Annotated in this window: 24 protein-coding genes and 3 tRNA genes; 9 read left to right on the forward strand and 18 right to left on the reverse strand. The window is 26.2% G+C overall.

What is annotated here, in order from left to right; translation table 11 throughout:
• Together D9V68_RS02080 and D9V68_RS02085 are read left to right on the forward strand one after the other, a co-directional pair.
• Window positions 1-678 carry an endonuclease gene (locus tag D9V68_RS02080; protein WP_158357868.1) on the forward strand — a complete coding sequence of 226 codons (678 nt, stop codon included), beginning with the start codon at window positions 1-3 and terminating at the stop codon, window positions 676-678.
• Window positions 626-1,426 carry a 16S rRNA (uracil(1498)-N(3))-methyltransferase gene (locus tag D9V68_RS02085; RefSeq protein WP_410051798.1) on the forward strand — a complete coding sequence of 267 codons (801 nt, stop codon included), beginning with the start codon at window positions 626-628 and terminating at the stop codon, window positions 1,424-1,426. Before D9V68_RS02080 ends, D9V68_RS02085 begins: the two co-directional genes overlap by 53 nt.
• Window positions 1,427-1,457: 31 nt before the next feature.
• Here the strand turns inward: D9V68_RS02085 and D9V68_RS02090 are convergent, their stop codons facing one another.
• The 5 genes from D9V68_RS02090 to D9V68_RS02110 form a co-directional block, all read right to left on the reverse strand.
• Complete coding sequence (locus D9V68_RS02090; RefSeq protein ID WP_158357872.1) at window positions 1,458-2,048, reverse strand: 5-formyltetrahydrofolate cyclo-ligase; 591 nt, start codon at window positions 2,046-2,048, stop codon at window positions 1,458-1,460.
• Window positions 2,049-2,058: 10 nt separating this feature from the next.
• A complete protein-coding gene (gene rpiA / locus D9V68_RS02095; RefSeq protein WP_158357874.1) occupies window positions 2,059-2,721 on the reverse strand; it encodes a ribose-5-phosphate isomerase RpiA in 663 nt (220 codons plus the stop codon).
• A gap of 180 nt (window positions 2,722-2,901) precedes the next feature.
• Window positions 2,902-2,976 (reverse strand) — tRNA-Gln (locus tag D9V68_RS02100).
• Window positions 2,977-3,011: 35 nt separating this feature from the next.
• Window positions 3,012-3,093: transfer RNA gene (locus tag D9V68_RS02105), tRNA-Leu, on the reverse strand.
• A 5-nt stretch (window positions 3,094-3,098) separates the two neighbouring features.
• Window positions 3,099-3,175: transfer RNA gene (locus D9V68_RS02110), tRNA-Met, on the reverse strand.
• Window positions 3,176-3,265: 90 nt separating this feature from the next.
• Here D9V68_RS02110 and glnS point away from each other — a divergent pair.
• From glnS to queE, 4 genes are all read left to right on the forward strand, one after another.
• Window positions 3,266-4,960, forward strand: coding sequence for a glutamine--tRNA ligase (gene glnS, locus D9V68_RS02115; RefSeq protein WP_158357876.1), 1,695 nt, complete (start codon window positions 3,266-3,268; stop codon window positions 4,958-4,960).
• A 134-nt stretch (window positions 4,961-5,094) separates the two neighbouring features.
• Window positions 5,095-6,768 (forward strand): CTP synthase, encoded by a 1,674-nt coding sequence (locus tag D9V68_RS02120; protein ID WP_158357878.1) that lies wholly within the window; start codon window positions 5,095-5,097, stop codon window positions 6,766-6,768.
• A gap of 8 nt (window positions 6,769-6,776) precedes the next feature.
• Entirely contained in the window at window positions 6,777-8,081 is a 1,305-nt protein-coding gene (eno, locus tag D9V68_RS02125; RefSeq protein ID WP_158357880.1) for a phosphopyruvate hydratase, read from the forward strand.
• A gap of 105 nt (window positions 8,082-8,186) precedes the next feature.
• Window positions 8,187-8,846: a 7-carboxy-7-deazaguanine synthase QueE gene (gene queE, locus D9V68_RS02130; RefSeq protein WP_158357882.1), complete on the forward strand. Its 660-nt coding sequence runs from the start codon at window positions 8,187-8,189 to the stop codon at window positions 8,844-8,846.
• A gap of 19 nt (window positions 8,847-8,865) precedes the next feature.
• Here the strand turns inward: queE and queD are convergent, their stop codons facing one another.
• The 9 genes from queD to cysG form a co-directional block, all read right to left on the reverse strand.
• Entirely contained in the window at window positions 8,866-9,249 is a 384-nt protein-coding gene (queD, locus tag D9V68_RS02135) for a 6-carboxytetrahydropterin synthase QueD (protein ID WP_158357884.1), read from the reverse strand.
• 49 nt (window positions 9,250-9,298) lie between these two features.
• Window positions 9,299-10,294: a peptidoglycan DD-metalloendopeptidase family protein gene (locus D9V68_RS02140; protein ID WP_158357886.1), complete on the reverse strand. Its 996-nt coding sequence runs from the start codon at window positions 10,292-10,294 to the stop codon at window positions 9,299-9,301.
• A gap of 39 nt (window positions 10,295-10,333) precedes the next feature.
• A complete protein-coding gene (gene ispF / locus D9V68_RS02145) occupies window positions 10,334-10,810 on the reverse strand; it encodes a 2-C-methyl-D-erythritol 2,4-cyclodiphosphate synthase (RefSeq protein ID WP_158357888.1) in 477 nt (158 codons plus the stop codon).
• A 21-nt stretch (window positions 10,811-10,831) separates the two neighbouring features.
• Window positions 10,832-11,536 carry a 2-C-methyl-D-erythritol 4-phosphate cytidylyltransferase gene (gene ispD, locus D9V68_RS02150; RefSeq protein ID WP_158357890.1) on the reverse strand — a complete coding sequence of 235 codons (705 nt, stop codon included), beginning with the start codon at window positions 11,534-11,536 and terminating at the stop codon, window positions 10,832-10,834.
• 65 nt (window positions 11,537-11,601) lie between these two features.
• Window positions 11,602-11,802: a septum formation initiator family protein gene (locus D9V68_RS02155; protein ID WP_158357892.1), complete on the reverse strand. Its 201-nt coding sequence runs from the start codon at window positions 11,800-11,802 to the stop codon at window positions 11,602-11,604.
• A 41-nt stretch (window positions 11,803-11,843) separates the two neighbouring features.
• Window positions 11,844-12,470, reverse strand: coding sequence for an adenylyl-sulfate kinase (gene cysC, locus D9V68_RS02160; RefSeq protein WP_158357894.1), 627 nt, complete (start codon window positions 12,468-12,470; stop codon window positions 11,844-11,846).
• Window positions 12,463-13,893, reverse strand: a complete 1,431-nt coding sequence (gene cysN, locus D9V68_RS02165) for a sulfate adenylyltransferase subunit CysN (RefSeq protein ID WP_158357896.1) — start codon at window positions 13,891-13,893, stop codon at window positions 12,463-12,465. Before cysN ends, cysC begins: the two co-directional genes overlap by 8 nt.
• A gap of 21 nt (window positions 13,894-13,914) precedes the next feature.
• A complete protein-coding gene (gene cysD / locus D9V68_RS02170) occupies window positions 13,915-14,823 on the reverse strand; it encodes a sulfate adenylyltransferase subunit CysD (protein WP_158357898.1) in 909 nt (302 codons plus the stop codon).
• A 15-nt stretch (window positions 14,824-14,838) separates the two neighbouring features.
• Window positions 14,839-16,254, reverse strand: a complete 1,416-nt coding sequence (gene cysG, locus D9V68_RS02175; RefSeq protein WP_158357900.1) for a siroheme synthase CysG — start codon at window positions 16,252-16,254, stop codon at window positions 14,839-14,841.
• 130 nt (window positions 16,255-16,384) lie between these two features.
• Here cysG and D9V68_RS02180 point away from each other — a divergent pair, with 130 nt between their 5' ends.
• Entirely contained in the window at window positions 16,385-16,645 is a 261-nt protein-coding gene (locus D9V68_RS02180) for a hypothetical protein (RefSeq protein ID WP_158357902.1), read from the forward strand.
• Between the two features lie 54 nt (window positions 16,646-16,699).
• On the opposite strand, the gene D9V68_RS02185 is transcribed toward D9V68_RS02180, so the two are convergent.
• From D9V68_RS02185 to mutS, 4 genes are all read right to left on the reverse strand, one after another.
• Window positions 16,700-17,437, reverse strand: coding sequence for a phosphoadenylyl-sulfate reductase (locus D9V68_RS02185; protein WP_158357904.1), 738 nt, complete (start codon window positions 17,435-17,437; stop codon window positions 16,700-16,702).
• Between the two features lie 15 nt (window positions 17,438-17,452).
• Window positions 17,453-19,162 carry an assimilatory sulfite reductase (NADPH) hemoprotein subunit gene (cysI, locus tag D9V68_RS02190; RefSeq protein ID WP_158357906.1) on the reverse strand — a complete coding sequence of 570 codons (1,710 nt, stop codon included), beginning with the start codon at window positions 19,160-19,162 and terminating at the stop codon, window positions 17,453-17,455.
• Window positions 19,162-20,970 carry an assimilatory sulfite reductase (NADPH) flavoprotein subunit gene (locus D9V68_RS02195; RefSeq protein ID WP_158357908.1) on the reverse strand — a complete coding sequence of 603 codons (1,809 nt, stop codon included), beginning with the start codon at window positions 20,968-20,970 and terminating at the stop codon, window positions 19,162-19,164. The genes cysI and D9V68_RS02195 overlap by 1 nt, the downstream gene beginning before the upstream one ends.
• A gap of 168 nt (window positions 20,971-21,138) precedes the next feature.
• A complete protein-coding gene (mutS, locus tag D9V68_RS02200) occupies window positions 21,139-23,544 on the reverse strand; it encodes a DNA mismatch repair protein MutS (protein ID WP_158357910.1) in 2,406 nt (801 codons plus the stop codon).
• 166 nt (window positions 23,545-23,710) lie between these two features.
• Here mutS and D9V68_RS02205 point away from each other — a divergent pair, with 166 nt between their 5' ends.
• Both D9V68_RS02205 and D9V68_RS02210 read left to right on the forward strand, forming a co-directional pair.
• Complete coding sequence (locus D9V68_RS02205) at window positions 23,711-24,325, forward strand: DsbA family protein (protein ID WP_158357912.1); 615 nt, start codon at window positions 23,711-23,713, stop codon at window positions 24,323-24,325.
• A gap of 147 nt (window positions 24,326-24,472) precedes the next feature.
• On the forward strand, window positions 24,473-25,336 hold the full coding sequence (locus D9V68_RS02210; RefSeq protein ID WP_158357914.1) for a 5'-3' exonuclease: 864 nt from the start codon (window positions 24,473-24,475) through the stop codon (window positions 25,334-25,336).
• Window positions 25,337-25,339: the final 3 nt, after the last annotated feature.

Raw genomic sequence — 25,339 nt, forward strand, 5'->3', positions numbered from 1 at the left:
ATTTTTTTTTTATCCTCAAATAAAAAAAATAATTTCCGAAAAAATACTATACACAATTTCTATCAAGCAAAACTCGTAGCAATTAAAATTCACAAAAATGCTCCTGGTTCATTTTATTGTGGATGTAAAATTATTTGGAAGCAAAAAAAAGGAATCCCTAATTTATTTTCATGTGGGTATAAAATTAGAAAAGATAAAAATCGTGCTACAAGAATTGAATGGGAACATGTAGTACCAGCATGGCAGTTTGGTCATCAAAAAAAATGTTGGAAAAAAGGAGGGCGTAAAAAATGTGTTAAAGATCGTATATATAAAAATATTGAATCTGATCTTCACAATTTACAACCTGCTATTGGAGAAATAAATGGAGACCGTTCTAATTTTATGTATAGTCAATTAAATAATAAGGTTTCATCATACGGACAATGTAATATGAAAATAGATTTTAAGAAAAAACTAGTAGAGCCACCTGAAAGAGCTCGAGGTGCCATAGCTAGAACTTATTTTTATATGAGTGAAAAATATCATATTGTTTTATCTAGAGAACAAAATACATTATTTAAAATATGGGATAAAATTTTTCCTGTCACTAACTGGGAATGTGAAAGAGAAAAATTGATATTTAATGTACAAGGTCATCATAATAATTACGTTTATAAAAAGTGCAACAAAAAATAAAAATATGAAAAAAAATATCAGACGTATTTATATTAAAGATAACTTTGTTGTTAATAAAGTTTTTTGTTTATCAAAAGATAATACGCATTATATTAGAAAAGTTTTAAGAATGAAAGTACAAGATATATTAGAAATATTTAACAATACTAACTATATTTTTCTTGCTGAGATTATATTTATTTCTAAAGAAAAAATTAAACTTAAAATATTCCATTGTGAATTTAAAAACGTCGAATCTCCTCTTCATATTCATTTAGGACAAGTTATCTCTAAAAATGATAAAATGGACTTTACCATTCAAAAATCAGTTGAAATGGGCGTAAATATTATTACTCCGTTGTTTTCTGAAAATTGTAATATTAAAAAAAAAAATATAAACTTTTTTAATAAGATAAAGCGTTGGGAAAAAATAGCTCTTTCTGCATGTCAACAATGCAATCGCAATATTCTCCCTAAAATCAAAAACCCTCAAGATGTTTTTTCATGGTGTCAAAAAAAAAACAAAAATGATATTAGAATTATCTTAGATCCAAAATCAATATTAACATTAAATGAATTACCAAAATCTATACAGCGTATTCAAATACTAATTGGATCTGAAGGAGGTTTTTCAGAAAAAGAAATTCAAAAAATTATTCAATATGAATTTATTGCTATTAAATTCGGACCTAGAATTTTAAGAACAGAAACGGCTTCTGTTGCAGTAATTAGTGCATTGCAAATGAAATTCGGTGATTTATTAAAATAATACATATCTTTAATATTTTATTAGTCTTTTTTTAAAAAATCCATATTTTGTTTGGCGTTAAAACAATAGGTAAAGACACATCCCAATACTGTTTAGGTAAATTATCAACTAATTGAAAATTATAAGCAAAACCCATGGGGATAAAATTTTTTGTTTGCCAGTTTGCTAAAAAAGAATCATAAAAACCCCCGCCCATTCCTAATCTAGAACCGGTTTTATCAAAAGCAACTAATGGTACTATTATTACATCTAAATCACATATTGGAATAATATCTTTAGATTTAAAAAATGGTTCTAATATTTTATATTTATTTCTATATAAGATGGAATTGGAAAAAAAACGAACAAATAACATTTTTTTTTTATTGAAAGAATGTATTACAGGAAGAAAAACTTTTTTTTTATTTTTCCATAAATTTAAAATTAAAGGATAGGTATTAATTTCTCCATCAAATGGCAAAAAAAGAGCTATTTTTGTAGAATTATAAAACAAACTAAAATTACAAGACGTTATGAAAATTTTTATAGATTCATTATATCTTTGTAAAGTAGTTAAGGATTTACGTAAAATACGCATATCTCTACGAATATTCTCTCTTTTTTTAAGGGTTTTTTTAAGCATAAATTATATGTTATTGTTTTTTAATAGTTTTTATTCCTTGCTGTGTACCAATTAAAACAATATCAGCACTTCTAGAAGCAAATAAACCTACTGTAACAACTCCCGGTAATGAATTAATTTTTTTTTCCATTGATAAAGGATCTGTGATAAACATATCATATACGTCTATAATGATATTACCATTATCTGTAATAACATTTTTTCGATATTTTGGATTACCTCCCATTTTTATTATTTCTTTTGAAACATAAGAAAGAGCCATGGGAATAATTTCAATTGGCAGCGGAAAATTTCCTAAAACATTTACTATTTTGGATTTATCTACAATACAAATAAATTGCTTTGCCATTGCAGCAATAATTTTTTCTCTTGTTAAAGCGGCCCCTCCGCCTTTTATCATTTGCATATGATTATTGATTTCATCTGCACTATCAATATAAATAGTTAGCGAACTAAAATTTTTTAAATTAAATACTTCTATTCCTTGTTTTTGTAATAATAGAGTAGAAGAATTAGAACTAGATACTGCCCCGTATATTAAATCTTTTTTTGTACTTAACGCTTCAATAAAGTAACAAATAGTAGTACCTGTTCCTACTCCAATAATAGTACCAGGATAAATATAATCTAGTGCAGCCCATGCTGCTTGTTTTTTAAATTTATTTAAATTCATAATATAAAAAAACCTATTTTATTTTAAATAAAAATTCTAAAATAAAAAAAAGAATAGATTTTTGATCAGATTCAATTAAAATATAATATGAAATTAATAGTTTCACATAATAAGTTTGCATTCTTTATTGAAATATTATTTATATCGAGAAGTTAAAAAGTAAAAGATAGTCTTTAAGAGTGGCTGGGGTACCTGGATTCGAACCAGGGATGCCGGTATCAAAAACCGGTGCCTTAACCACTTGGCTATACCCCATAATTATATTCTAGTAAAAAGTGTTTCGTGTATAATACGGGAGGCGAGATTTGAACTCGCATACCTTTCGGCGCCAGAACCTAAATCTGGTGCGTCTACCAATTTCGCCACTCCCGCTAAAATGGTAGCTACGACGGGAATCGAACCCATGACCCCAGCGTTATGAGTGCTGTGCTCTAACCGACTGAGCTACGTAGCCTATTAAAAACATAATATATAATATATGAATTAAATAATCAATACAATTATTTTGATTGAAAATAGCTAAAAAATAAAATATAGGAATATAATGAATAATACAATAAAAAATAATAATAATTTTATTTGTCAAATTATTAATAAAGATTTTAAAAAAAATAAAAAATTATCTTTTTATACTCGTTTTCCACCCGAACCTAATGGATATCTTCACATCGGTCATGCTAAATCTATATGTTTAAATTTTGAACTTGCAAAAATATATAATGGACGATGTAATCTCAGATTTGATGATACCAATCCACTAAAAGAAAATATTAAATATATTCAAGCCATTGAGGATGATATTAATTGGTTAGGCTATCAATGGAATGGTAATATTCATTATACTTCTGAATATTTCCCCAAACTATATGAATATGCAAAAGAGTTAATTAAAAAAGGTCTTGCCTATGTAGATCAATCAACAAAAGAGCAAATACGTGAATATAGAGGAACTTTAAATACTCCAGGGAAAAATAGCCCATATAGAAATAGAACTATTGAAGAAAATATGGAACTATTTAAAAAAATGAAAAAAGGAGAGTTTTCTGAAGGAGAAGCGTGTTTGCGTGCTAAAATAGATATGAATTCTTCTTTTATAATTATGCGTGATCCTGTTTTATATAGAATTATTTTTACTGAACATCATCAAACTAGAAAAAAATGGTGCATATATCCTATGTATGATTTTGCGCATTGTCTTTCTGATTCAATTGAAGGTATTACTCATTCATTGTGCACATTAGAATTTCAAGATAATAAGTGTTTATATAACTGGATATTACAAAATACTAGTGTTAAAAATCATCCCAAGCAATATGAATTTTCTAGATTAAATTTAGAATTTGCAATATTATCTAAAAGAAAACTAAAAGTATTAATTGAAAAAAAAATTATACAAGGATGGAATGATCCTCGTATACCAACCCTTTCTGGTTTAAAAAGAAAAGGATACACACCATCTTCAATTAAAGAATTTTGTCAAAAAATAGGTATTACCAAACAAAACAATTTAATAGAATTTTCTATGCTAGAACATTGTATTCGAAAAGAATTAAACCAAACTGCCGTACGTACTATGGCGGTATTAGAACCTATTAAAATCATTTTATATAATTTAGAAAAAAATCATAAAGAAATATTTATAGTTCCAAACCATCCTAATAATCCAGAATTAGGTACTCATAAAATTATTTTTACCAAAATTATATATATTGAACGTTCAGATTTTAAAGAAAAATATGATCAAAAATACAAAAGATTAAAACTTGGAGAAGAAGTACGTCTAAGATATGCATACATAATAAAAGCAGAAAAAATAGAAAAAGATGAATATAATAATATTATTAGTATAATATGTTATTGTGATTTAAATACTTTAGGAAAAAAGCCTAAAAATAAAAAAAATCCTGCAGTAATACACTGGATTTCAGTACAAAATACACTTCCAGCAGAATTTAGATTATATGATCAGTTATTCAACATAAAAAATCCGGAAGAAAAAAAAGATTTTTTATCTTATATCAATTCAGAATCACTTATAAAAAAACAAGGTTTTATTGAAAAACAAATAGGGATAAATATACAAAAAAATATAGAAAAAGATAATAAAATATCATTTTTTCAATTTGAAAGAATCGGTTATTTTTGTATAGATTATCTAGATTCTAAAAAAGAAAACTTAATATTCAATCGAACTGTTAGTTTACGTGATCCATGGAATTTAAAAAATAAATTCAAATAAAAAAACATTACTAATAATTAGTATCAGTATATAATCTTACAATATATTTAAAAAGTAAAATACCATTAAGAGAAAAAATAAATTTATTTTTCAATTAAACACTTATTCATTTTAACTAATATTTTATATTTAGCATGACTAAAAATTATATTTTTATTACTGGTGGAGTCGTTTCATCCTTAGGCAAAGGTATTGCAGCTGCTTCATTAGGAGCAATACTTAAAGCTCGGGATTTAAAAATAACAATCATAAAACTAGATCCATATATTAACGTAGATCCAGGTACAATAAGTCCTATTCAACATGGAGAAGTATTTGTTACTGAAGATGGTTCTGAAACAGATTTAGATTTAGGTCATTATGAACGTTTCATTCATACAAAAATGACACATTTAAATAATTTCACTACAGGTAGTATTTATTCTCAAGTTTTAAAAAAAGAGAGAAGAGGCGATTATTTAGGTGCAACTATTCAAGTTATACCTCATATTACTAATGCTATTAAAGAGAGAATAATTTTATGCTCCAAAAATAGTAATATTATTCTTGTAGAGATAGGTGGTACCGTTGGAGATATCGAGTCGTTACCATTTTTAGAAGCCATTCGCCAAATGGCAGTAGACATTGGTCGTAAAAATGTTATATATATACATTTAACACTAGTACCATACATTTCAACCGCAGGTGAAATAAAAACAAAACCTACTCAACATTCAGTTAAGCAATTACTTTCAATAGGAATACAACCAGATATTTTAATCTGTCGATCTGAAAAAAGCATACCTTTGAATGAAAGAAAGAAAATTGCATTATTTTGTAATGTACCAGTTAATGCTGTAATTTCTCTAAAAGATGTTGACTCTATTTATAAAATTCCACAATTGTTAAAAAATCAGAAATTAGACGAATATATCTGTGAATATTTCACATTAAATGTTCCTGAAGCTAATTTACAAGAATGGGAAGCAGTCATTCATGCGGAAAAAAACTCTAATGAAACTATTATTATTGGTATTATTGGGAAATATGTCAAATTACCTGATGCATATAAATCAGTCATAGAAGCTCTTAAACATGCAGGTTTAAAAAATAAAATTAAAGTAAATATAAAATTAATTAATTCTCAAGAGATTGAAAATAATAATTTTGAATTGTTACAAAACCTTAATGGTATTTTAATACCTGGTGGTTTTGGTGATCGGGGTATTATAGGGAAATTATTATCTATACAATATGCACGAGAAAATAATATTCCATATTTTGGTATTTGTTTAGGAATGCAAATCGCAATTATAGAATTTGCGCAAAATGTCGTTGGAATAAAAGAAGCAAACTCCACTGAATTTGATCCTACATGTAAATATCCTGTTATTGATTTAATACAAGATTCGAATAACGATCTTTATCAAAATAATGATATAAAAGAAAAAAATATTAATTTAGGTGGTACTATGAGATTGGGTAGTCAACCTTGCAAATTAAGTACAAATAGTTTATCTAGAAAAGTGTATAATAAAGAAATTATTATTGAAAGACATAGACATCGATATGAAGTAAATAATTTTTTACTAAAAGAAATAGAATTAAAAGGATTAAAAGTGACGGGACGTTCGCAATATAATAATATAGTAGAAATTATAGAAATATCTCATCACCCATGGTTTGTAGCCTGTCAATTTCATCCTGAATTTACTTCTACACCTCGTGACGGACATCCTTTGTTTATCGATTTTATAAAATCAGCAGGAAAACATAAAAAAAGTCACACAAAAAAATTATACACAAAAAATATTTTAAAAACATATTAAGGCTAAAAATGTCTAAAATTATCAAAGTAATAGCTCGTGAAATAATAGATTCCCGAGGAAACCCTACTGTAGAATCTGAAGTTCATTTAGAAGGAGGTTTTGTTGGATTAGCTTCTTCTCCTTCTGGGGCTTCTACAGGCTCTTTAGAAGCTCTAGAATTAAGAGATGGAAACCAAGATAGATTTATGGGAAAAGGAGTAAAAAAAGCAGTTTCGTTAATAAATAAAACAATATCAAATGCTTTAAAAAATAAAAACGCCCAATATCAAAGTGATATTGATCATATTATGATCGATTTAGATGGAACATGTAATAAATCTAAACTAGGTGCAAATGCAATTTTATCTGTATCTTTAGCTGTTGCAAAAGCAGCTGCTGCATCTAAAAGAATGCCTTTATATCAACACATTGCAGAAATTAATAATACGCCAGGTATGTTCTCCATGCCACTTCCAATGATTAATATTATCAATGGTGGTAAACATGCTAATAATAATATTGATATTCAAGAATTTATGATTCAACCAATTAGCGCAAAAACAATGAAAGAATCTATACAAATAGGATGTGAAGTATTTCATGCACTAGGTGAATTATTAAAAAGTAAAGGAATGAGTACAACAGTAGGAGACGAAGGAGGATATGCACCTAATTTAAAATCTAATGAAGAAGCTTTAAATCTTATTCAAGACGCTATATCTAAAACTAGATATACATTAGGAAAAGATATACGATTAGCAATTGATTGTGCAGCTTCAGAATTGTATGAAAAAAATCAAAAAAGATATGAATTAAAAGGAGAAAAAACTAATTTTTCTTCAAAAGAATTTACTCATTATTTGGAATCACTATCTAACAAATATCCTATAGTATCAATTGAAGATGGACAAGATGAATCTGATTGGGAAGGATTTTTATATCAAACAGACGTACTAGGTCATAAAATGCAATTAGTAGGCGATGATTTATTCGTTACTAATAAAAATATTTTAAAAAAAGGAATTAAAAAAGGCATTGCAAATTCTATATTAATTAAATTAAATCAAATTGGAACATTAAGCGAAACTATTGAAACAATACAAATGGCAAAAAAAGCTAATTATAGTGTCATTATTTCTCATCGTTCAGGTGAAACAGAAGATGCTTCTATAGCAGACTTATCTGTAGGTACTTCTTCGGGACAAATTAAAACTGGTTCTATGAGCCGTTCTGATAGAACTGCAAAATACAATCAATTAATTAGGATTGAAGAACTTTTAGGTAAAAACAATGCACCTTTTCACGGTTTAAAAGAGGTCAAATCAGCGGTGTAAATTTATAAAAAATAACTCATAGCTTTTTAAAAGAATCAGGTATTTTAAAAAATATGCCTGCTTCTTGTTTACAGAAAATTTTATAATTAATTAACAAGGAAAATTATGTATTATCCAATCAATGAAATGTTTCAAACAATACAAGGAGAAGGCTATTATACTGGTACTCCATCAATTTTTATTCGATTACAAGGCTGTCCGATTCACTGTAAGTGGTGCGATACTAAATATACCTGGACATGTTTAGATAGAAATGAAATTTCTTATGATGAATTAATAAAAAAAAATACACCAAGTTCAAAATGGAGTTCTGCTAATGTTAAAAAAATACTCTTTTATATTAAACAAAAAAAATGGACTGCTAAACATGTAGTCATCACCGGAGGAGAACCATGTATATATGATTTATCGTACCTTACAGAAGAATTAGAAAAACAAGGATATAAATGTCAAATAGAAACTAGTGGGACACAATTAGTTCAATGTTCTTTAAATACCTGGGTTACCGTCTCCCCTAAAAAAAATCAAAACACATTGCGTGCAGCAATATTACGTTCGAATGAAATTAAATATCCTGTTTTGAAAAAAGAAGATTTATTGTATTTAGATAAAATTTTACTCGTGCTAAAAAATACAAAAAAACATCACATTTCGTTACAACCTATTAGTCAAAATAAAGAAGCTTTAGATATTTGTATAAAAAAATGTACAATTAACAATTGGCGTCTTTCGATACAACTTCATAAATATCTTTTAATACAATGAATAGAATATTATATTTATGCTATAAATTTCTTTTGTTATTTTTCTCACCTTTATAGATACAACCAGACGTACAAGTTTCTTGAATTACTACAGCACTTAATATAGATAAATTAGGTTTTAATTGAGTCCAAATCCATCGAGCTAAATTTTCACTTGTCGGATTCTCTAAACCAGGTATTTCATTCAAAAAATGATGATCTAAACGATCATAAATAGGTTTAAATATTAATTTAAGATCAGCATAATCTATTATCCATCCAGTTTTTTCTTCAATTTGATCTTCTATTTCTAATCGCACTAAAAAAGAATGACCATGTAATCGTCTACATTTATGTTCTTTAGAAACATATGGTAAATAATGTGCAGCTTCAAAATAAAAATCTTTAAATATAATAGTTTTCATATTTTTTTAAAAACATTGATATTAGTTATAAAAAATTAATAAATTATTTTTATTTATTAATATTAGGTAAGACTTTTAATGGATTGATAGATTCTCCTTTATAGCGTATATCAAAATAAAGTCTTGGTGTATTTGTTTCAGGTGATAATCCCATTGTAGCAATTTGCTGTTGGGGATATACTTTTTCTTTTTGTTTTACTAGTACTGAATTATTAAAAGCATAAACACTAAAGTAGTTTGCATCATGTTTAATGATAACTAATCGACCATATTTTTCAAATAAATCTGTAATATATACAACTTCTCCTGCTTCTGCAGCAAAAACGGGTTGTCCTTTACAACCGAAGATTTCTATATTTTTATTTCCTTCTAATCTAGATTCATGAAAATATTGAATATGCGCGCTTTTAATAGGCCAAAACCAATGCTCAGTAAAAGTAAAAGATTTTAACTTCAAAATATCATAATTTTTTTTTAATCCCAGATTGCAAGAAAAACATATTTTAGTCGGTTTTGTATTTTTATTTAAAAAATTCGATTTCCTCCATGAATTTTCAAAAATCAAGTTACAAGAATTATATTTTTTACTAGTAGTGTTGTCTGAATTAATGATAGAACAATAATCTATGTTTTTATTAATTAAAATGTCTCCTATCCAAATTTTTTGACCTATAATTATTTTATCAGGTTTTTTGATAAAATTGAATTTAGCTAATTCATGATAATTATGACCAGATTTTTTACCAATAGAGTATAAAGTATCTTTTAGTTTTACAATATAAAACATTTGAAATCTATCTTCTTTAAGAAAACCAATGAAGTTATCATTCTCAATAACTATTGTTTCTTGTTTAAATAAAATTTTTTTTTTAAATGAAAAACACTCATTCTTTTTCGAAAAAATAAAATTTTGAATATTTTTTTTATCAGAAAAAACATTTAAATTATTTTGATTGGCTGTAGATAAGCTGAATGAAAAACTATCAAAAAAAAACAATAAAAATTTCAAAAAAAATAATTTTCCTAAAAAATTTTTTAATTGCATTTATTTTTTCCATTGAATTTTATACTGAATAAATTTACTTTATATTTTTTTTATAAGCATGACAACAGCTTGACAAGCAATACCTTCTTGTCTTCCAATACATCCTATTGATTTAGAACTTGTAGCTTTGATGCTAATATTATCTATTTTAGTATTAAGATCTGATGATAAGTTTGATCTCATAAAAAAAATATAGGGTGACATTTGTGGATATTCTGTAATAATAGTAATATCGATATTAGAAATAACATAATCTATTAATTCAATTTTTTTCCAAATTTTTTTCAGTAAAATTCTACTATCAATATTTTTATACATATTATTATCACTTGGGAAGAAACTACCAATGTCACCCATAGCAGTAGCGCCTAATAAGGCATCTATTACGGCATGAATTAATAAATCACCGTTAGAATGAGCAATTAAACCTTTTTTATAAGGAATTAAAACACCACCAATAATTAATGGTTTTATACTTCCAAAAGCATGAAGATCAAAACCATATCCAATTCTCACGAATATATTCCTTTTATTCAGTTATGAATAATCTTTCAAATAAAATTTTGCAAGAAGAAGATCTTCAGGCCAAGTAATTTTAATATTTTTACAGCTTCCTGTAATTAATAATGGATTATACCCACAATATTCTAGTGCTGATGCCTCATCTGTTATACTAACTTTATCGTTAACAATTTTTTTTAAACAATATCGTAGTAAATTTATTCGAAATAATTGCGGGGTTAGGGCATGCCATAAATTTTTTCTATATACACTATAAAGTACTTTTTTTTGATCAAAACTACTATATTTAATGGTATCAGATACAGGTCTTGCTAAAAGAGCACCTACTGGATTTTTTTTAATAATAGATATTAGTCTTGCTAAATCTTGATAACTTAAGCAAGGACGAACGGCATCATGAACTATGACCCAATCAGCATCTGTTGCTACTATTAAACCTGATAAAACTGAATTTATTCTTTTTTTTCCACCTATAACAGAAATAATACGAATATGCGATGATATAGATAATTGATGAAAATAATCATCCTTATGATGCAAACTTACAATTATACGAATTATATTAGGATGCAATAATAGTGTTGCTAAAGTATGCTCAAGAATAGTACGATCTTTAATTTTTATATATTGTTTTGGTAAATTTGACTCCATTCTACTACCTATTCCTGCAGCAGGTACAATAGCTATAATTTTTGGTTGAAATACATTAACCAAGATCATTTTATATCCAAAATAATATTAAAAAATTTTTTATTTAAAGTAATTTGTATTACTTATCTGTTTTTTTAATTTTTAATATGATTGTTTAAATTTTTAATGTCTAATATAATTTGATTATTACGGATATCAAGATTAGCATTATTTTTTTTTTCTATTATAACTTTTTTATGTATTTTCATGTAATCAACAATACCATTTCTTCCTAACCAAAGAGAATATTGTAACCAAATTAACAAAGATAACAAAAATATTTTTAATAATCTCATATTTACTCTAACTAATTAATGTAATTCTAGATAAATATTTTTTATTTAACATTTTGATCAATAAAAGATATAATATTATAATCATATAGCATGCTAATTAACTTTTCCGAATTTTTTTCTAAAAAATCTGTACCGTCTAAAATAATATCAGGTTTTTCTGGGATTTCATATATAGATTGAATACCAGTAAAATTTGATATTTTTCCAAGACGAGCTTTTTTATATAATTTTTTAGGATCACGCATTTCACAAATACTGAGTGGTGTATCAATAAATATTTCTAATATATTTTCTTTTCCTAACATTTTACAAATCATTTCTCTTTGAGATCTATAAGGAGAAATAACTGATACTAATATTATCATACCAGAATCTAAAAATAATTTAACTACTTCTCCAATACGTCTAATATTTTCTTCTCTATCAATAATATTAAAACCTAAATCAGAACATAAACCAGATCTAATGTTATCTCCATCTAACAAATAAGTACTAATACCATTTTTAAATAATATTTCTTCTAAAAAATTAGCAATAGTTGATTTTCCCGAACCTGACAATCCAGTAAACCATAATACAATTGATTTATGACCATTCTTTTGCTCACGTTTCGTACGTGTAATAGAATATTTCTGCCAGAAAATATTTTTTTGACAATTATTATTCATGTTGACCAGAAACCTTTTTTATTGCTAATTTTGGTATATTCCAATGTGGAAAATATTTAGAAATTAAAGAATGAAAATCTGATTCAAAATCTGTTTTGTTATTAGATAATATCTGATTTTCGTTGTTTAAACTATATTTAATCATTCCTGCACCAACTGTAATATTTGTTATAAGATCAATAAAAATCATACTACCCGTCATTCTATTATCATTATAAGTATCAAAAATAACAGGTTCACTAAATGTCACTTTAATTCGACCAATACCATTTAAATTAAGAGAATCACTTTTTTCTTGTACTAAAGTATTAATGTCTATTTTAAATAAGATTTCTTTTATATAAACACGTATTTTTTTACCAGATAACTTAACATTATATGATTGTCCTATCAATAAGACATTATTTGTCATCCAAACAACATCAATAATAGCTTCTTGAGAAGGCTTTAAAAAAGAATCAACATTTACAAAAAAATCTCCTCGATTAATATCTATTTCGTCTCTTAAAACAATGGTAATTGCTTGACCAATTTCAGCTTTTATTAAATCTCCATCAAAAGTTACAATTCGAGAAACATGAGAATTGATACAAGCAGGTAATATTTTGATAGGCTGTCCAACATATATCGTACCAGAGACTAACATTCCAGAATACCCACGAAAATTAGAATTAGGACGATTAACATACTGTATTGGAAATCTTATTTCTTTTAAATGAGTACTGTTTTCAATTGTGATTGTTTCTAAAATATTCAATAATGTTGAACCGTTATACCAAGGCATAAGATTATTTTTAAAAACAATATTCTCACCAACCAAAGCGGATACGGGGATGAAAAAAACATTTATATTCTTAGGAAGTTTTTTAGAGAATGCCAAAAAATTTTTTTTTATCTTGATAAAGATTTCTTCTTTATAATCAACTAAATCCATTTTGTTAATAGCAACAATTAAGTATTTAATTCCTAGTAGAGTAGAAATAAAACTATGTCGATAAGTTTGTTCAGACAATCCTTTTCTGGCATCAACTAATAGAATAGACAAATCACATGTTGAAGCTCCTGTTACCATGTTTCGAGTATATTGTTCATGACCAGGTGTGTCTGCAATAATAAATTTTCTTCTATTAGTAGAAAAATAACGATAAGCGACATCAATTGTAATCCCTTGTTCACGTTCAGATTGTAATCCGTCTACTATAAGTGCAAGATCTATTTTAGATCCTTGTGTTCCATGACGTTTGCTATCAGTCTGAAGAGAAGATAATTGATCGTCATAAATTTGTTTAGTATCATGCAATAAACGACCAATTAATGTACTCTTACCGTCGTCTACACTTCCGCATGTTAAAAATTTTAACAAAGTTTTTTTTTGATTGAAATCAAACCATTTATGAAAATTATCTTTGATATTAATATTCATCTTTTGAATGTCTCCTTTGTATTAAAAATAACCTTGTCTTTTCTTTAATTCCATTGAACTTTTTTGATCATGATCAATGGCTCTTCCAGTTCTTTCACTCGTCGTAACTGTTACAGTTTCTTTAATTATGTCTTCAAGATTATTAGCCTCTGATTCTATTGCACTAGTTAAAGGCCAACAACCTAGTGTGCGAAATCTTACCATTCTTTTTTTAATTACTTCATTAGAATTAATGTTAATACGTGTATCATCAATTACAATCAAGGCTCCATCTCTTTCTAATACTGGACGCATAGCAGCAAAATAAAGCGGAACAATTTCAATTTTTTCTAAAAAAATATATTGCCATACATCCAACTCAGTCCAATTAGAAAGTGGAAAAACACGAATATTTTCTCCTTTATTAATTTCTCCATTATAATTCCACCATAATTCAGGACGTTGTTTTTTTGGATCCCATTGATGAAATGAATCACGAAAAGAATAAATACGTTCTTTAGATCGTGACTTTTCTTCATCTCTTCTAGCTCCACCAAAAGCAGCATCAAAATTATACTTATTTATAGCTTCTTTTAACCCTTCGGTTTTCATAATATCAGTATATTTACTCCCTCCACTTTGAAAAGGATTTAAGCCTAATAATTTTCCTTTTGAATTAGAATGAACTATTAATTCTACTTTGGAAGTATTAGCAATATAATCCCGGAAAATATACATTTCTTTAAATTTCCATCCAGTGTCTATATGCAGCAAAGGAAATGGTATCCTTCCAGGATAAAAAGATTTTTTTGCCAGATGCAGCATTACTGAAGAATCTTTTCCAATAGAATATAACATGACAGGATTCTGAAAATCGGCTATTACTTCTCTAAAGATGTAAATACTTTCTGATTCTAATTGACGTAAATAAGTAGTATTTTTTTTAAACATTATTTCCCCTCAAATTCATTTTTTATATGAAGATATCATCTGAGTATTATTAAATGCATTTTCATTGTGAAACCAGGATAATTTTTTATGTAAATGAACAACATCTCCAATAATTAATAGAGAAGGAGTGATAGAAAAATTAATTATTTTTTCAACGTCGTTTAAAGAACTTATAATCACTTTTTGATTGATAGTAGTTCCATGCCCAACAATCGCTATTGGTGTTGATTTTGAACGACCCAATGCAATAAGTTTTTTAGAAATATCCACGGCTTGTAAAGTACCCATATATATTACTAAAGTATAAGAAGAATCAGATAAGATTGACCAATTGTTTAAAAAACCATTCTTAGACTTATGTCCCGTAATAAATATCACACCTTGTGCATATTTACGATGCGTTAACGGTATACCAGTATAAGCTGCAATACCAATTGCAGAAGTGATCCCTGGAACTACTTGAAAATTAATACCTTCTTTTCTTGCTGCTTCTATTTCTTCACCACCTCTTCCAAAAATAAAAGGATCTCCACCTTTTAAACGTACTACTTTTTTTCCTTGTCTTGCCAAACGTATTAATAGTTCAATGATTTTATTTTGAGTAATATTTTTAAAACCAGCACGTTTTCCAACACATATACGCTTGGCATCACGACGAATTAAATCTAAAACATCTGAAGAAATTAAATAATCATACAAAACTACATCTGCTTCTTGAAGCATCTGTAATCCTCGTAAAGTTAATAAACCACTATCACCTGGTCCAGCTCCTACTAAAATAATTTCTCCTCTTGATGAATTATTAAAATTCATATTTTCTTTTAAAACACTAATAGCTTGTTTTTTTTTCCCATTAAGTATATGTTCAACGAACATGCTTTTAAATAATCTTTCCCAAAAATGTCTCCTTTGTAAAAAATTAGAAAAATGCTTTTTAATTACTGATCTCCATTCACCGGCAATTTGAGCAACATCACCTAATCTCATCGGTAAAATAGACTCAATTTTTTCACGTAAAAAACGTAATAAAACAGGAGCAGTACCTCCTGAAGAAATAGCTACAATTATAGGATTACGATCAATAATAGAAGGAAAAATAAAAGAACATTTTAATTTATCATCCACTGTATTCACTAATAAATAATGTTTATTACATATATCAAATATATGTTTATTTAATTTTATATTATTTGTAGCTGAAATTACTAGAAATATTTTATGTAAATACGATGGATTAAATTCTTTAGATATCCAATTCACTTTTTTTTGACTTACAAGCAATTCAACTTCTTGGCATAATTCTTTAGCAATAATATTTATTTTAGCCTCAGCACGAAGAAGTAATGTAATTTTATTAAATGCAACTTCTCCAGCACCAACAACTAAAACATTTTTAGATTTTAAATCTAAAAAAAGAGGAAGATAATTCACGGTTACCTTATTTTAAGTAAATCAAAAAAATTTTAAATTTAAAAAATTTTTTGTGATATAATTATGAATAACTTATAAATATTTTAGATTAAATTATAAAATCTTAAAATATAATTAAAAAAGAAAAAACATGTATATATTAGATATAATATACAAGAAGTATATTGATAAAAAAAATATAGTCTCATTACAACATATCGAATGGCTAAAATATTATTCTGATAAAAAAATTTTTATTATCATAGGACAAGAAAAAAATTATGATGAAATAATTTTCGTGCAAAATATTAATCGTTCGTATCTTGAATATATTTTAAATAAAGATCCAATTCGCGATATAGTAAATTATCGAGTAAAGAAAATAAATATTTTTCCTTATACTTCTATATAAAATAAGCAATAATAATTACATGATAATTATTTTTTTATATTTTAAATTAGAAATCTAATTTTCATGCAGACCACATTCTCGTTTTAATCCAAAAAAACGAGTTTCTTCTTCTAACATTCCAGGAATATGTTTCTTACTTGTATGTATATCTCCCACAGACAAATATCCTTCGTTAAATAAAGGATGGACATCTAACTTATTTTTTCTTATATAATGATATATTTTATCTTTAGACCAATCTAATATCGGTAATATTTTAAAAATAGTCGTTTTTTTAATAGAAAGATATGGTAGTAAACTCCTACTTTTCGACTGATCATAACGTAATCCAGCAAACCATGTTTTTGCTGATAATTGTTTTAAAGCCAAATTCATTGGTTCTACTTTATTCATGTTATTATAAAAATCAATACCTTTTATTCCCTTTTCCCATAATTTTCCATATCGTGCTTCTTGCCATGCAGGAGAGATTTTTGATCTAAAAACCTTTAAATTCAAATGAAATTTGTCAGTTAATCTATCAATAAAGTTATATGTTTGAGGAAATAAATAACCCGTATCAATTAATATAATGGGAATATCTGGTTTTTGTTGAATTACTAAATGTAATAATACCGTTGAATGAATTCCAAAACTAGATGACATAATATGCGTACAAGGTAAATTTTTTAACGCCCAAGAAATTCTCTCTTCTGTTGAGTAATTTGATATTGATAAATTAAGTTCAGATAGAATCTTATTTTTTTTTTCAGAATTTAATGAAAAAAATTCTTTATGATTAAATATAGACATTATAATTTCTCCATACTAACTCCAAAAATCTACAATAGGATTAATGATTTCTTTTACAATACCTTTTCTAATAATAAAATCCCCAAAATCTTCTTGTTTTTTTCTTTTATTCGACCATATCTTAATTAAATTTTCTAAATGAATTAATATTTCTTTTTCAGTAATATTTTCTTTATAAATTTTGGGAATTCTATTACCTATTCGATTTCCTCCTATATATAAATTGTATCGACCCATAGATTTTCCAATTAAACCAATTTCGGCTAATAAAGATCTACCACAACCATTTGGACATCCAGAAATACGAAAAATTATTGTTTCGTTTTCTACATGATATTTTAACATGATATTTTCTAATTGAGTAATAAAAAAAGATAGTACACGTTCGGCTTCAGCCATAGCTAAAGGACAAGTAGGAAAAGAAACACATGCCATAGAATTTTGACGTAAACTACTCGTTTTTTTTATCAATCCATATGATAAAGCTATTTTTTCTATTTCATTTTTATTACTTTCAGATACTTCAGAAATAATTATATTTTGATTAGATGTCAGTCTAAAATTACCTTCATGAATATTTGCTATTTTTGATAATCCCGATTTCAATAATTGATTATTATCATCATATATACGTCCATTTGGAATGAATAATGTTAGACTCCAGTTGTTATTAATATCTTGAATCCAACCAAATCTATCTCCTCTACTTGTAAAATAGTAATTACGAATAGGTTCAAAAGATATATTTGCTCTGTTTTCTACTTCTTTTTTAAAAGACTCTAAACTGAAGTTGTCAATAGTATACCTAGTTTTTGCATTAGAACGATCAGTACGATTTCCCCAATCTCTTTGTGTTGTCACTATAGCTCTAGCAACAGATAATGTATCTTGCACAGAAATATAACCTAATTCTTTTGCAAGAAATGGCCATGTACTTTTATTTCCATGAATGAAAGATAGACCACCTCCTATTAAGAGATTGAATCCAATAATTTTTTTGTTTTTTGTAATAGCAATGAAATTCATATCATTAGCATATAAATCTACATCGTTATAGGGTGGAACTACTACTGTTGTTTTAAATTTTCTTGGTAAATAAGTTTGTCCTAAAATGGGTTCTTTATCTGTTGTAGCAATTTTTTTTTGATCTAACCAGATTTCTGCATATGCTTTAGTATGTGGTAATAAAAAATTTGAAATGCTTCTAGCCCATTCGTAAGCTTCTTGATGAATTACAGATTCCATCGGATTAGATGTACAAAGTACATTTCTATTTACATCATTAGCAGTACCTAATGAATCTAATTCTATATCATGTAACATTTTGTGTACATCTTTCAACTTTTTCTTTAAAATTCCATGAAATTGAAAAGTTTGACGATTTGTTAATCTAATCGTACCATATAACGTGTGTTTACTAGCAAAAAAGTCAATTTTTAACCATTTTTTTGCTTGAATAACTCCACCCGGCAATCGACAACGTAGCATCATTGCATAACGTGGTTCTAATTTCTGTTCGTTACGTTCTAAACGTAAATCACGATCATCTTGTTGGTACATACCATGGAATCGAATAAGTGAAAAGTTATCTCCACTAAAACCATTGGTAATTTCATTTTTTAAATCATCAACAATCGTTCCTCTAAGATAATTGCTATTTTTTTTAATACGTTCTGCATCAGTCATTTTTGTTTCTAAAACTGTTTTTTTATTATTTTTTTTCATTAATATACATCTCTTTGATAACGTTGATTCATACGAAGATTATTTAAATATTCATCAGAATCTTCAAAATTCATACCACTATTCTCGCTGATAATATCTAATAATGCTTTTTCAACATCTTTCGCCATTTTAGATGCATTCCCGCAGACATATATTTGAGCTCCATCTTGTATCCAAGACCATATTTCTTTTCCATTTTCTCTTATTTTGTCTTGTACATATATTTTGTGTTCTTGATCTTGTGACCAAGCTAAATTCATCTTAGTAAGAAGTCCTTTCTTTATATATTGTTGCCATTCTACTTGATATAAAAAATCTTCAGTAAAACTAGGATTCCCAAAAAAAATCCAATTTTTTCCTTTAGATCCATCATTATCTCGTTGTTGAATAAAAGAACGGAATGGAGCAATACCTGTTCCTGAACCAATCATTATAATGGACGTATCTTTATTAAGAGGTAAACGAAAGTTATTATTAGTTTCAACAAAAATTCTCACTACATCATCAGGCTTTAACAATTGTGAAAGATAACCAGAAGCCCCTCCTAAATGAAAACAACCAGAAATTAATTTTTTTACTACTCCAACAGTAATATGAATTTCATTATCAATTTCCGCTTGCGATGAAGAAATGGAATATAATCGAGGAGTCAATGGACGTAAAAAACTAATTAATTGTTCAGCAGAAATTTTAGATGGATGATTATTTATCATATTAATTAACGGAGTTTCAGAAACATAATTCTGTAAATTAACATCACTACAGATGATGTTTTTTAAAATTTTATTTTTTGTAAAATTTGCATAATTTCTCACAATAGGTTTAGTATTATTAGTTAATTCAAAATGATTTCTTAAAGCATCAAAAATTGTCATAGTATCAGTATTTATCTTAACGATATCAGATGTTTTAATAGAAAGTAATTCTAGTATTTTTTTTACTAAGTGAATATCATTTTTATACCAAACGCCAATTGCATCACCAGGTGTATAATTAATGTTTAAATTAGCGATATCAATTTCAATATGATGAACATCTTTTTTAGAAGCACGACCAGTTATTTTTTGATTAGTTAATATGGTAGCTATAGCAGGGTTTTTTTTTGTATAAATGGGATTAGAAATAATAGATTTATCTTCTTTATCAGAAAATAATGAAGAAGAATTTGAAATGATATTTTTATTATTAATAGATATTAATAACTCTTTAGACCATTGATTATACATATCTTCATATTCAATATCAGCATCAAGTCGATCTAGTAAAGAACTGGCACCTAATTCTTTAAATCTTTTATCAAAATCCTTTCCTGCTTGACAAAATAGATTATAGGATGTATCTCCCAATCCAAAAATACTATAATATAAATTGTCTAATTTTGGAGCTTTTTTTGACATTATAAATTTATATAGAGATAGCGCCTCTTCTGGAGGTTCTCCTTCTCCTTGAGTGGAAATAATTAAAATTAATATTTTTTCATCTTTGATTTTTTTAAATTTATAATCGAGAGCATCAATCAAACGACTTTTTTTATTATTTTTATTAAAATATTCATAAAGACGTTTAGATAGTAACTTACCATTTCCAGTTTGAGAAGCCGAAATAATAGTTATAACTTGATCCTTATCATTTAATTCATTTATTATTTTGTGAGATACTGAATTAGATGTATGATTAGCTGCTTTCCAAAAATAACCTGATAACCAAGCACATTGAATATTAGAACAAGTACTTTCAAGTTTTTTTAAACAATTCAATTGCTCTGTACTTAAAGGGACTAAAAGATCAAGCATATTGTGATTTTTCATCGTACTCAACATCCACGTTTCATCGCATTAAACACTTAATATTATTAATAAAATATAATTTACAGAAAATATTGATTTTTTTCTACTATATAAATAGTAAAGTTCAATTTTTATGTAAAAAATATTTATATATTCTTAGTAAAAAAAGTAGTGATTATAAATAAAAAATTATGTATTTTCTAATTCTATTAGTTTTTCTTTTGAATTTTGTATAACAATATCAGGCAATCCAGATAATGAAGCTACTGATATACCATAACTTTTTTTTGAAACACCACGTTGAATTTTATATAAAAAAGCTATATGTAAATTTTTTTCCACTGCAGTAAAGTAGAAATTTTTTACAAACTTTTCTATTAATTCTAATTTTGTTAACTCAAAAAAATGAGTAGATAATAACGTCATAGATTTATTCTTATTAATTAAGTATCTTGAACACGACCAAGCTAAAGATAATCCTTCATTAGTAGAAGTTCCTCTACCTAATTCATCAATCAAGACTAAACTATTAGATGTTGCATTATGAAGAATATTAGATATTTCTGTCATTTCCATCATAAATGTTGAATATCCATTACTCAAATCATCAGAAGAACCAATTCTTGTAAATATCTTATCAATTAAACTGATAGATGCATATTCAGCAGGAACAAAACTACCTATCCAAGCCATTATTGTAATAAGAGCAATTTGACGCATATAAGTACTTTTCCCACCCATATTCGGACCCGTTATGATAATCATTCTTTGTTTTTTCGATAAAACTATAGAATTTTTTATAAACGGTGTTTTTAAAAAACATTCTACAACTGGATGACGGCTTTCTAATATGGAAATACCATATTTTTTAGTCATAACAGGCTGAACATAATTTAAAGATATAGCACGCTCAGATAAATTTACTAATACATCTAATTCTGACAATGCTAATGCACTATCTTGTAATTTTTCTAAAAATGGCTCTATAATATCAAAAATTTCTTCATATAATTTTTTTTCTAAAAATAAAGACTGTGTTTCTGATTGAGAAATTTTCTCTTCATATTCTTTTAGCAAAGGAATGCTATAACGTTCTGTATTTTTTAATGTTTGTATTTTGATATAGTATTTTGGAATTAAATGAATATGACGTTTGCTAACCTGAATATAATATCCAATAATTTTGTTGAATTTAATTTTAAATGATTCAATCATTAATTTTCTTTTTTCTTCTTTTTCAAAATTAGTGATGTATTCATTCGAATTAATTTTAATAGCTCGTAACTCATCAAGAGTAATATTGTAATTTGATGCTATTACACCACCATCTCGAATAGATGAAGATGGCTTTAAGCTAATAGCTTTATTTAATAAAAATAAAATTTTTGTAAAATAACCAATAGATAAACGTATTTTTTTAATATGCTTTACCTGTATTTTTTTTAAAATTATATGCAAATCAGGTAAAATTTTTAATGTAGAACGCATTCTTACAAAATCATGAGGAGAAGCGGTACGCAAAGATAACCGAGAGTAGATTCTTTCTAAATCATTAACTTGACGCAGAATAGGCTGTAATTCTTTATAAAAAAACTGTAAATTTTTAACACTTTCATGACGTTTTTTAACTATATCAAAATTCTTTAATGGGGAATGTAACCAGCGATTTAACATTCTACCACCCATAGATGTTACTGTTTTATTTAATATTGAAGACAAAGTATTTTTTTTTTCTCCTAAAGAATTTTGAGTAAGTTCAAGATTTTTGCGTGTACTAGCGTTCATTGAAATATTATCTTCTATATAGTTGTATTTTATTTCACGAATATTAGGTAATGCAGTCATGTGTGTTGTTTTAACATATTCAAGTAAACAACCAGCTGGACGTATTATGAAATTATTTTTTTCTATACCAAATCCATTTAAACTGTAAGTTTTAAATTGCAAATTAAGTAATTTATAAGATGTTTCTAAATCAAATTCTAATAATGAACGTGGACGAATACATACTCTATTTTCAATCAAAAAAATATCAGAAAAATTTTCTGGATAAAGTATCTCTTTAGGATTAGTACGTTCGATTTCTGATAGCAAAGAATTAACATCAGAATATTTAGAAACACCAAAAAAACCTAAAGAAATATCTAATATAGAATATCCAAATTCATTTTTTTCTTTCCAAATAGAAGCTATAAAATTATCTTCACTTTCTTCAAGAAAAGCTTCATCTGTAACGGTACCAGGGGTGATAACACGAACAATTTTACGCGTAATTAATTTATTTTTAGAACATTTTTCTCTCATTTGATCGCATACTGCAACAGATTCACCTAATTTTATTAGTTTTGATAAATAATATTCCGCTGTATGACATGGAACTCCAGCCATTGGTATAATTTTATTATTTGAAAATCCTTTTTTTGTTAAAGTGATTTTTAACAGTTCTGAAATACGTTCAGCATCTTTATAAAATAACTCGTAGAAATCACCCATTTGATAAAATAGTAACATATCAGGATATTTTGCTTTTAAAGATAAATACTGTTTTATCATTGGAGTGTGGTTATTAACCTTAATATTTATTTTTTTTTTCATAATATATAATATATATCTCTCTTTTAAATTATTAAGGAACTATTTTACAAGGTATAAAATATACAGATATAATATTTATACTTATATGTTATTAAAAAATTATTTCTCATTACTTTTAAAAAACTTATAATATAGAATTAATAACAAATTAAATTAGAAAATTTAGATGAAAAAAATATTAATTATAATATGCAGTATCTTCTTATCTTGCAATACTTCTGCTTATGAATTTCATAATCAAAAAGATTATATTATAAAACATAAAAGTATACACAATGTTCCTAAAGTCATGGACTTTTTTTCATTTTTTTGTCCATATTGCTATGAATTTAAAAAAATACATAATACTAAAAGTTTAATAAAAAATATAAACGTTCAAACATATCATGTTAATTTTTTCGGAGGGGAATTAAGTCATATTTTAACAAAATCTTGGATAATAGCCGAACAAATTGGGATCGAAGAAAAAATCGTGCTCCCTATCTTTAAAGCCATTCAAGAAACTCATACAATTAATAATATCGATAGTATAAAAAAAATCTTTAAAAAAGATGGAGGAGTTAGTGAAAAAAAATTCAATAATTTTTGGAACAGTCTAACACTTAAAATACTCGTGCAAAAAAAAAATAAAGATGTTGAAAAATCTAACTTAGATCATGTTCCAACAATGCTTATTCATGGAAAATACATTATTGATTATGCAAAAATAGAAAATGCTTTTAAAGAAAATTTTTCTCAAAAATATATTGAATTAATTCAATTCTTAATTAAAAAGAAATAAAAAATACACAGTAAATCGCGTAATTGTTTAAAAAAATTTTATATAATAAAATGTTTTATATGAGAATATTTAATCAAGACTACTTATTTAAATAAACATTTTTTGTAGAGATAATTTTTATTTAAATTCAAAAATTAGGTAAAAAATATGCATCAAATAAAAAAACCTCCGGTTATTATCATTGACGGAAGTCTGTACTTATATTCATCTTTTTATGGATTTCGTAACTTTGAAAGCATTTTAGGAGAACCATCTGGTGCAATATATGGTATATTAAAAATGATTCATAATATTTTACAAAAATACAAAAATTCAAAAAAAATTATTATTGTTTTTGATTCTTCTAAAAAAACATTCAGAACGAAACTTTTTAAAGAATATAAAAATAATCGACCTTCTATGCCTAACGAACTTTTTATTCAAATTAAACCCCTTTTTAGAATACTTAAAAAAATTGGCATTAAAATATTAACGATTCCAGGAATCGAAGCAGATGATATTATTGGAAGTTTAGCACATAAATTAGAACAAAAAGGAGAAAAAATTTTAATTATCAGTCATGATAAAGATATGCTACAACTTGTAACACGAAATATTAGTTTACTAAACAAAAAAAGTAATAGTGTCGTTACACCAGATATAATAAAAAAAAAATATGGTATACAACCCAAAGAATTTATTGATTTTCTAGCTTTAATGGGAGATGTTTCTGATAATATCCCAGGAATCCCTAAAATTGGAATAAAAACTGCATTATTCTTAGTTAATAAGTTCTCTAATATTAAAAATATTTATGAAAATATTGAAAAAATATCATTTTTACCACTTAGGAATGCTAAAAATATTGCTATTCAGCTGAAAAATAACAAGGAAATAGCTTTTCTATCATATCAACTGGCAGCTATAAAATTAGATATTCCCATTGAAATAACATCAAAAGATATGCTTATAAAATCAAATTGTTCCGAAAATTTATTTAAAATTTTTAAAAATTATATTTTAAAAAAATAATGA

This window comes from Buchnera aphidicola (Hyperomyzus lactucae), assembly GCF_005081705.1.
Lineage (GTDB): Bacteria > Pseudomonadota > Gammaproteobacteria > Enterobacterales > Enterobacteriaceae > Buchnera > Buchnera aphidicola_Y.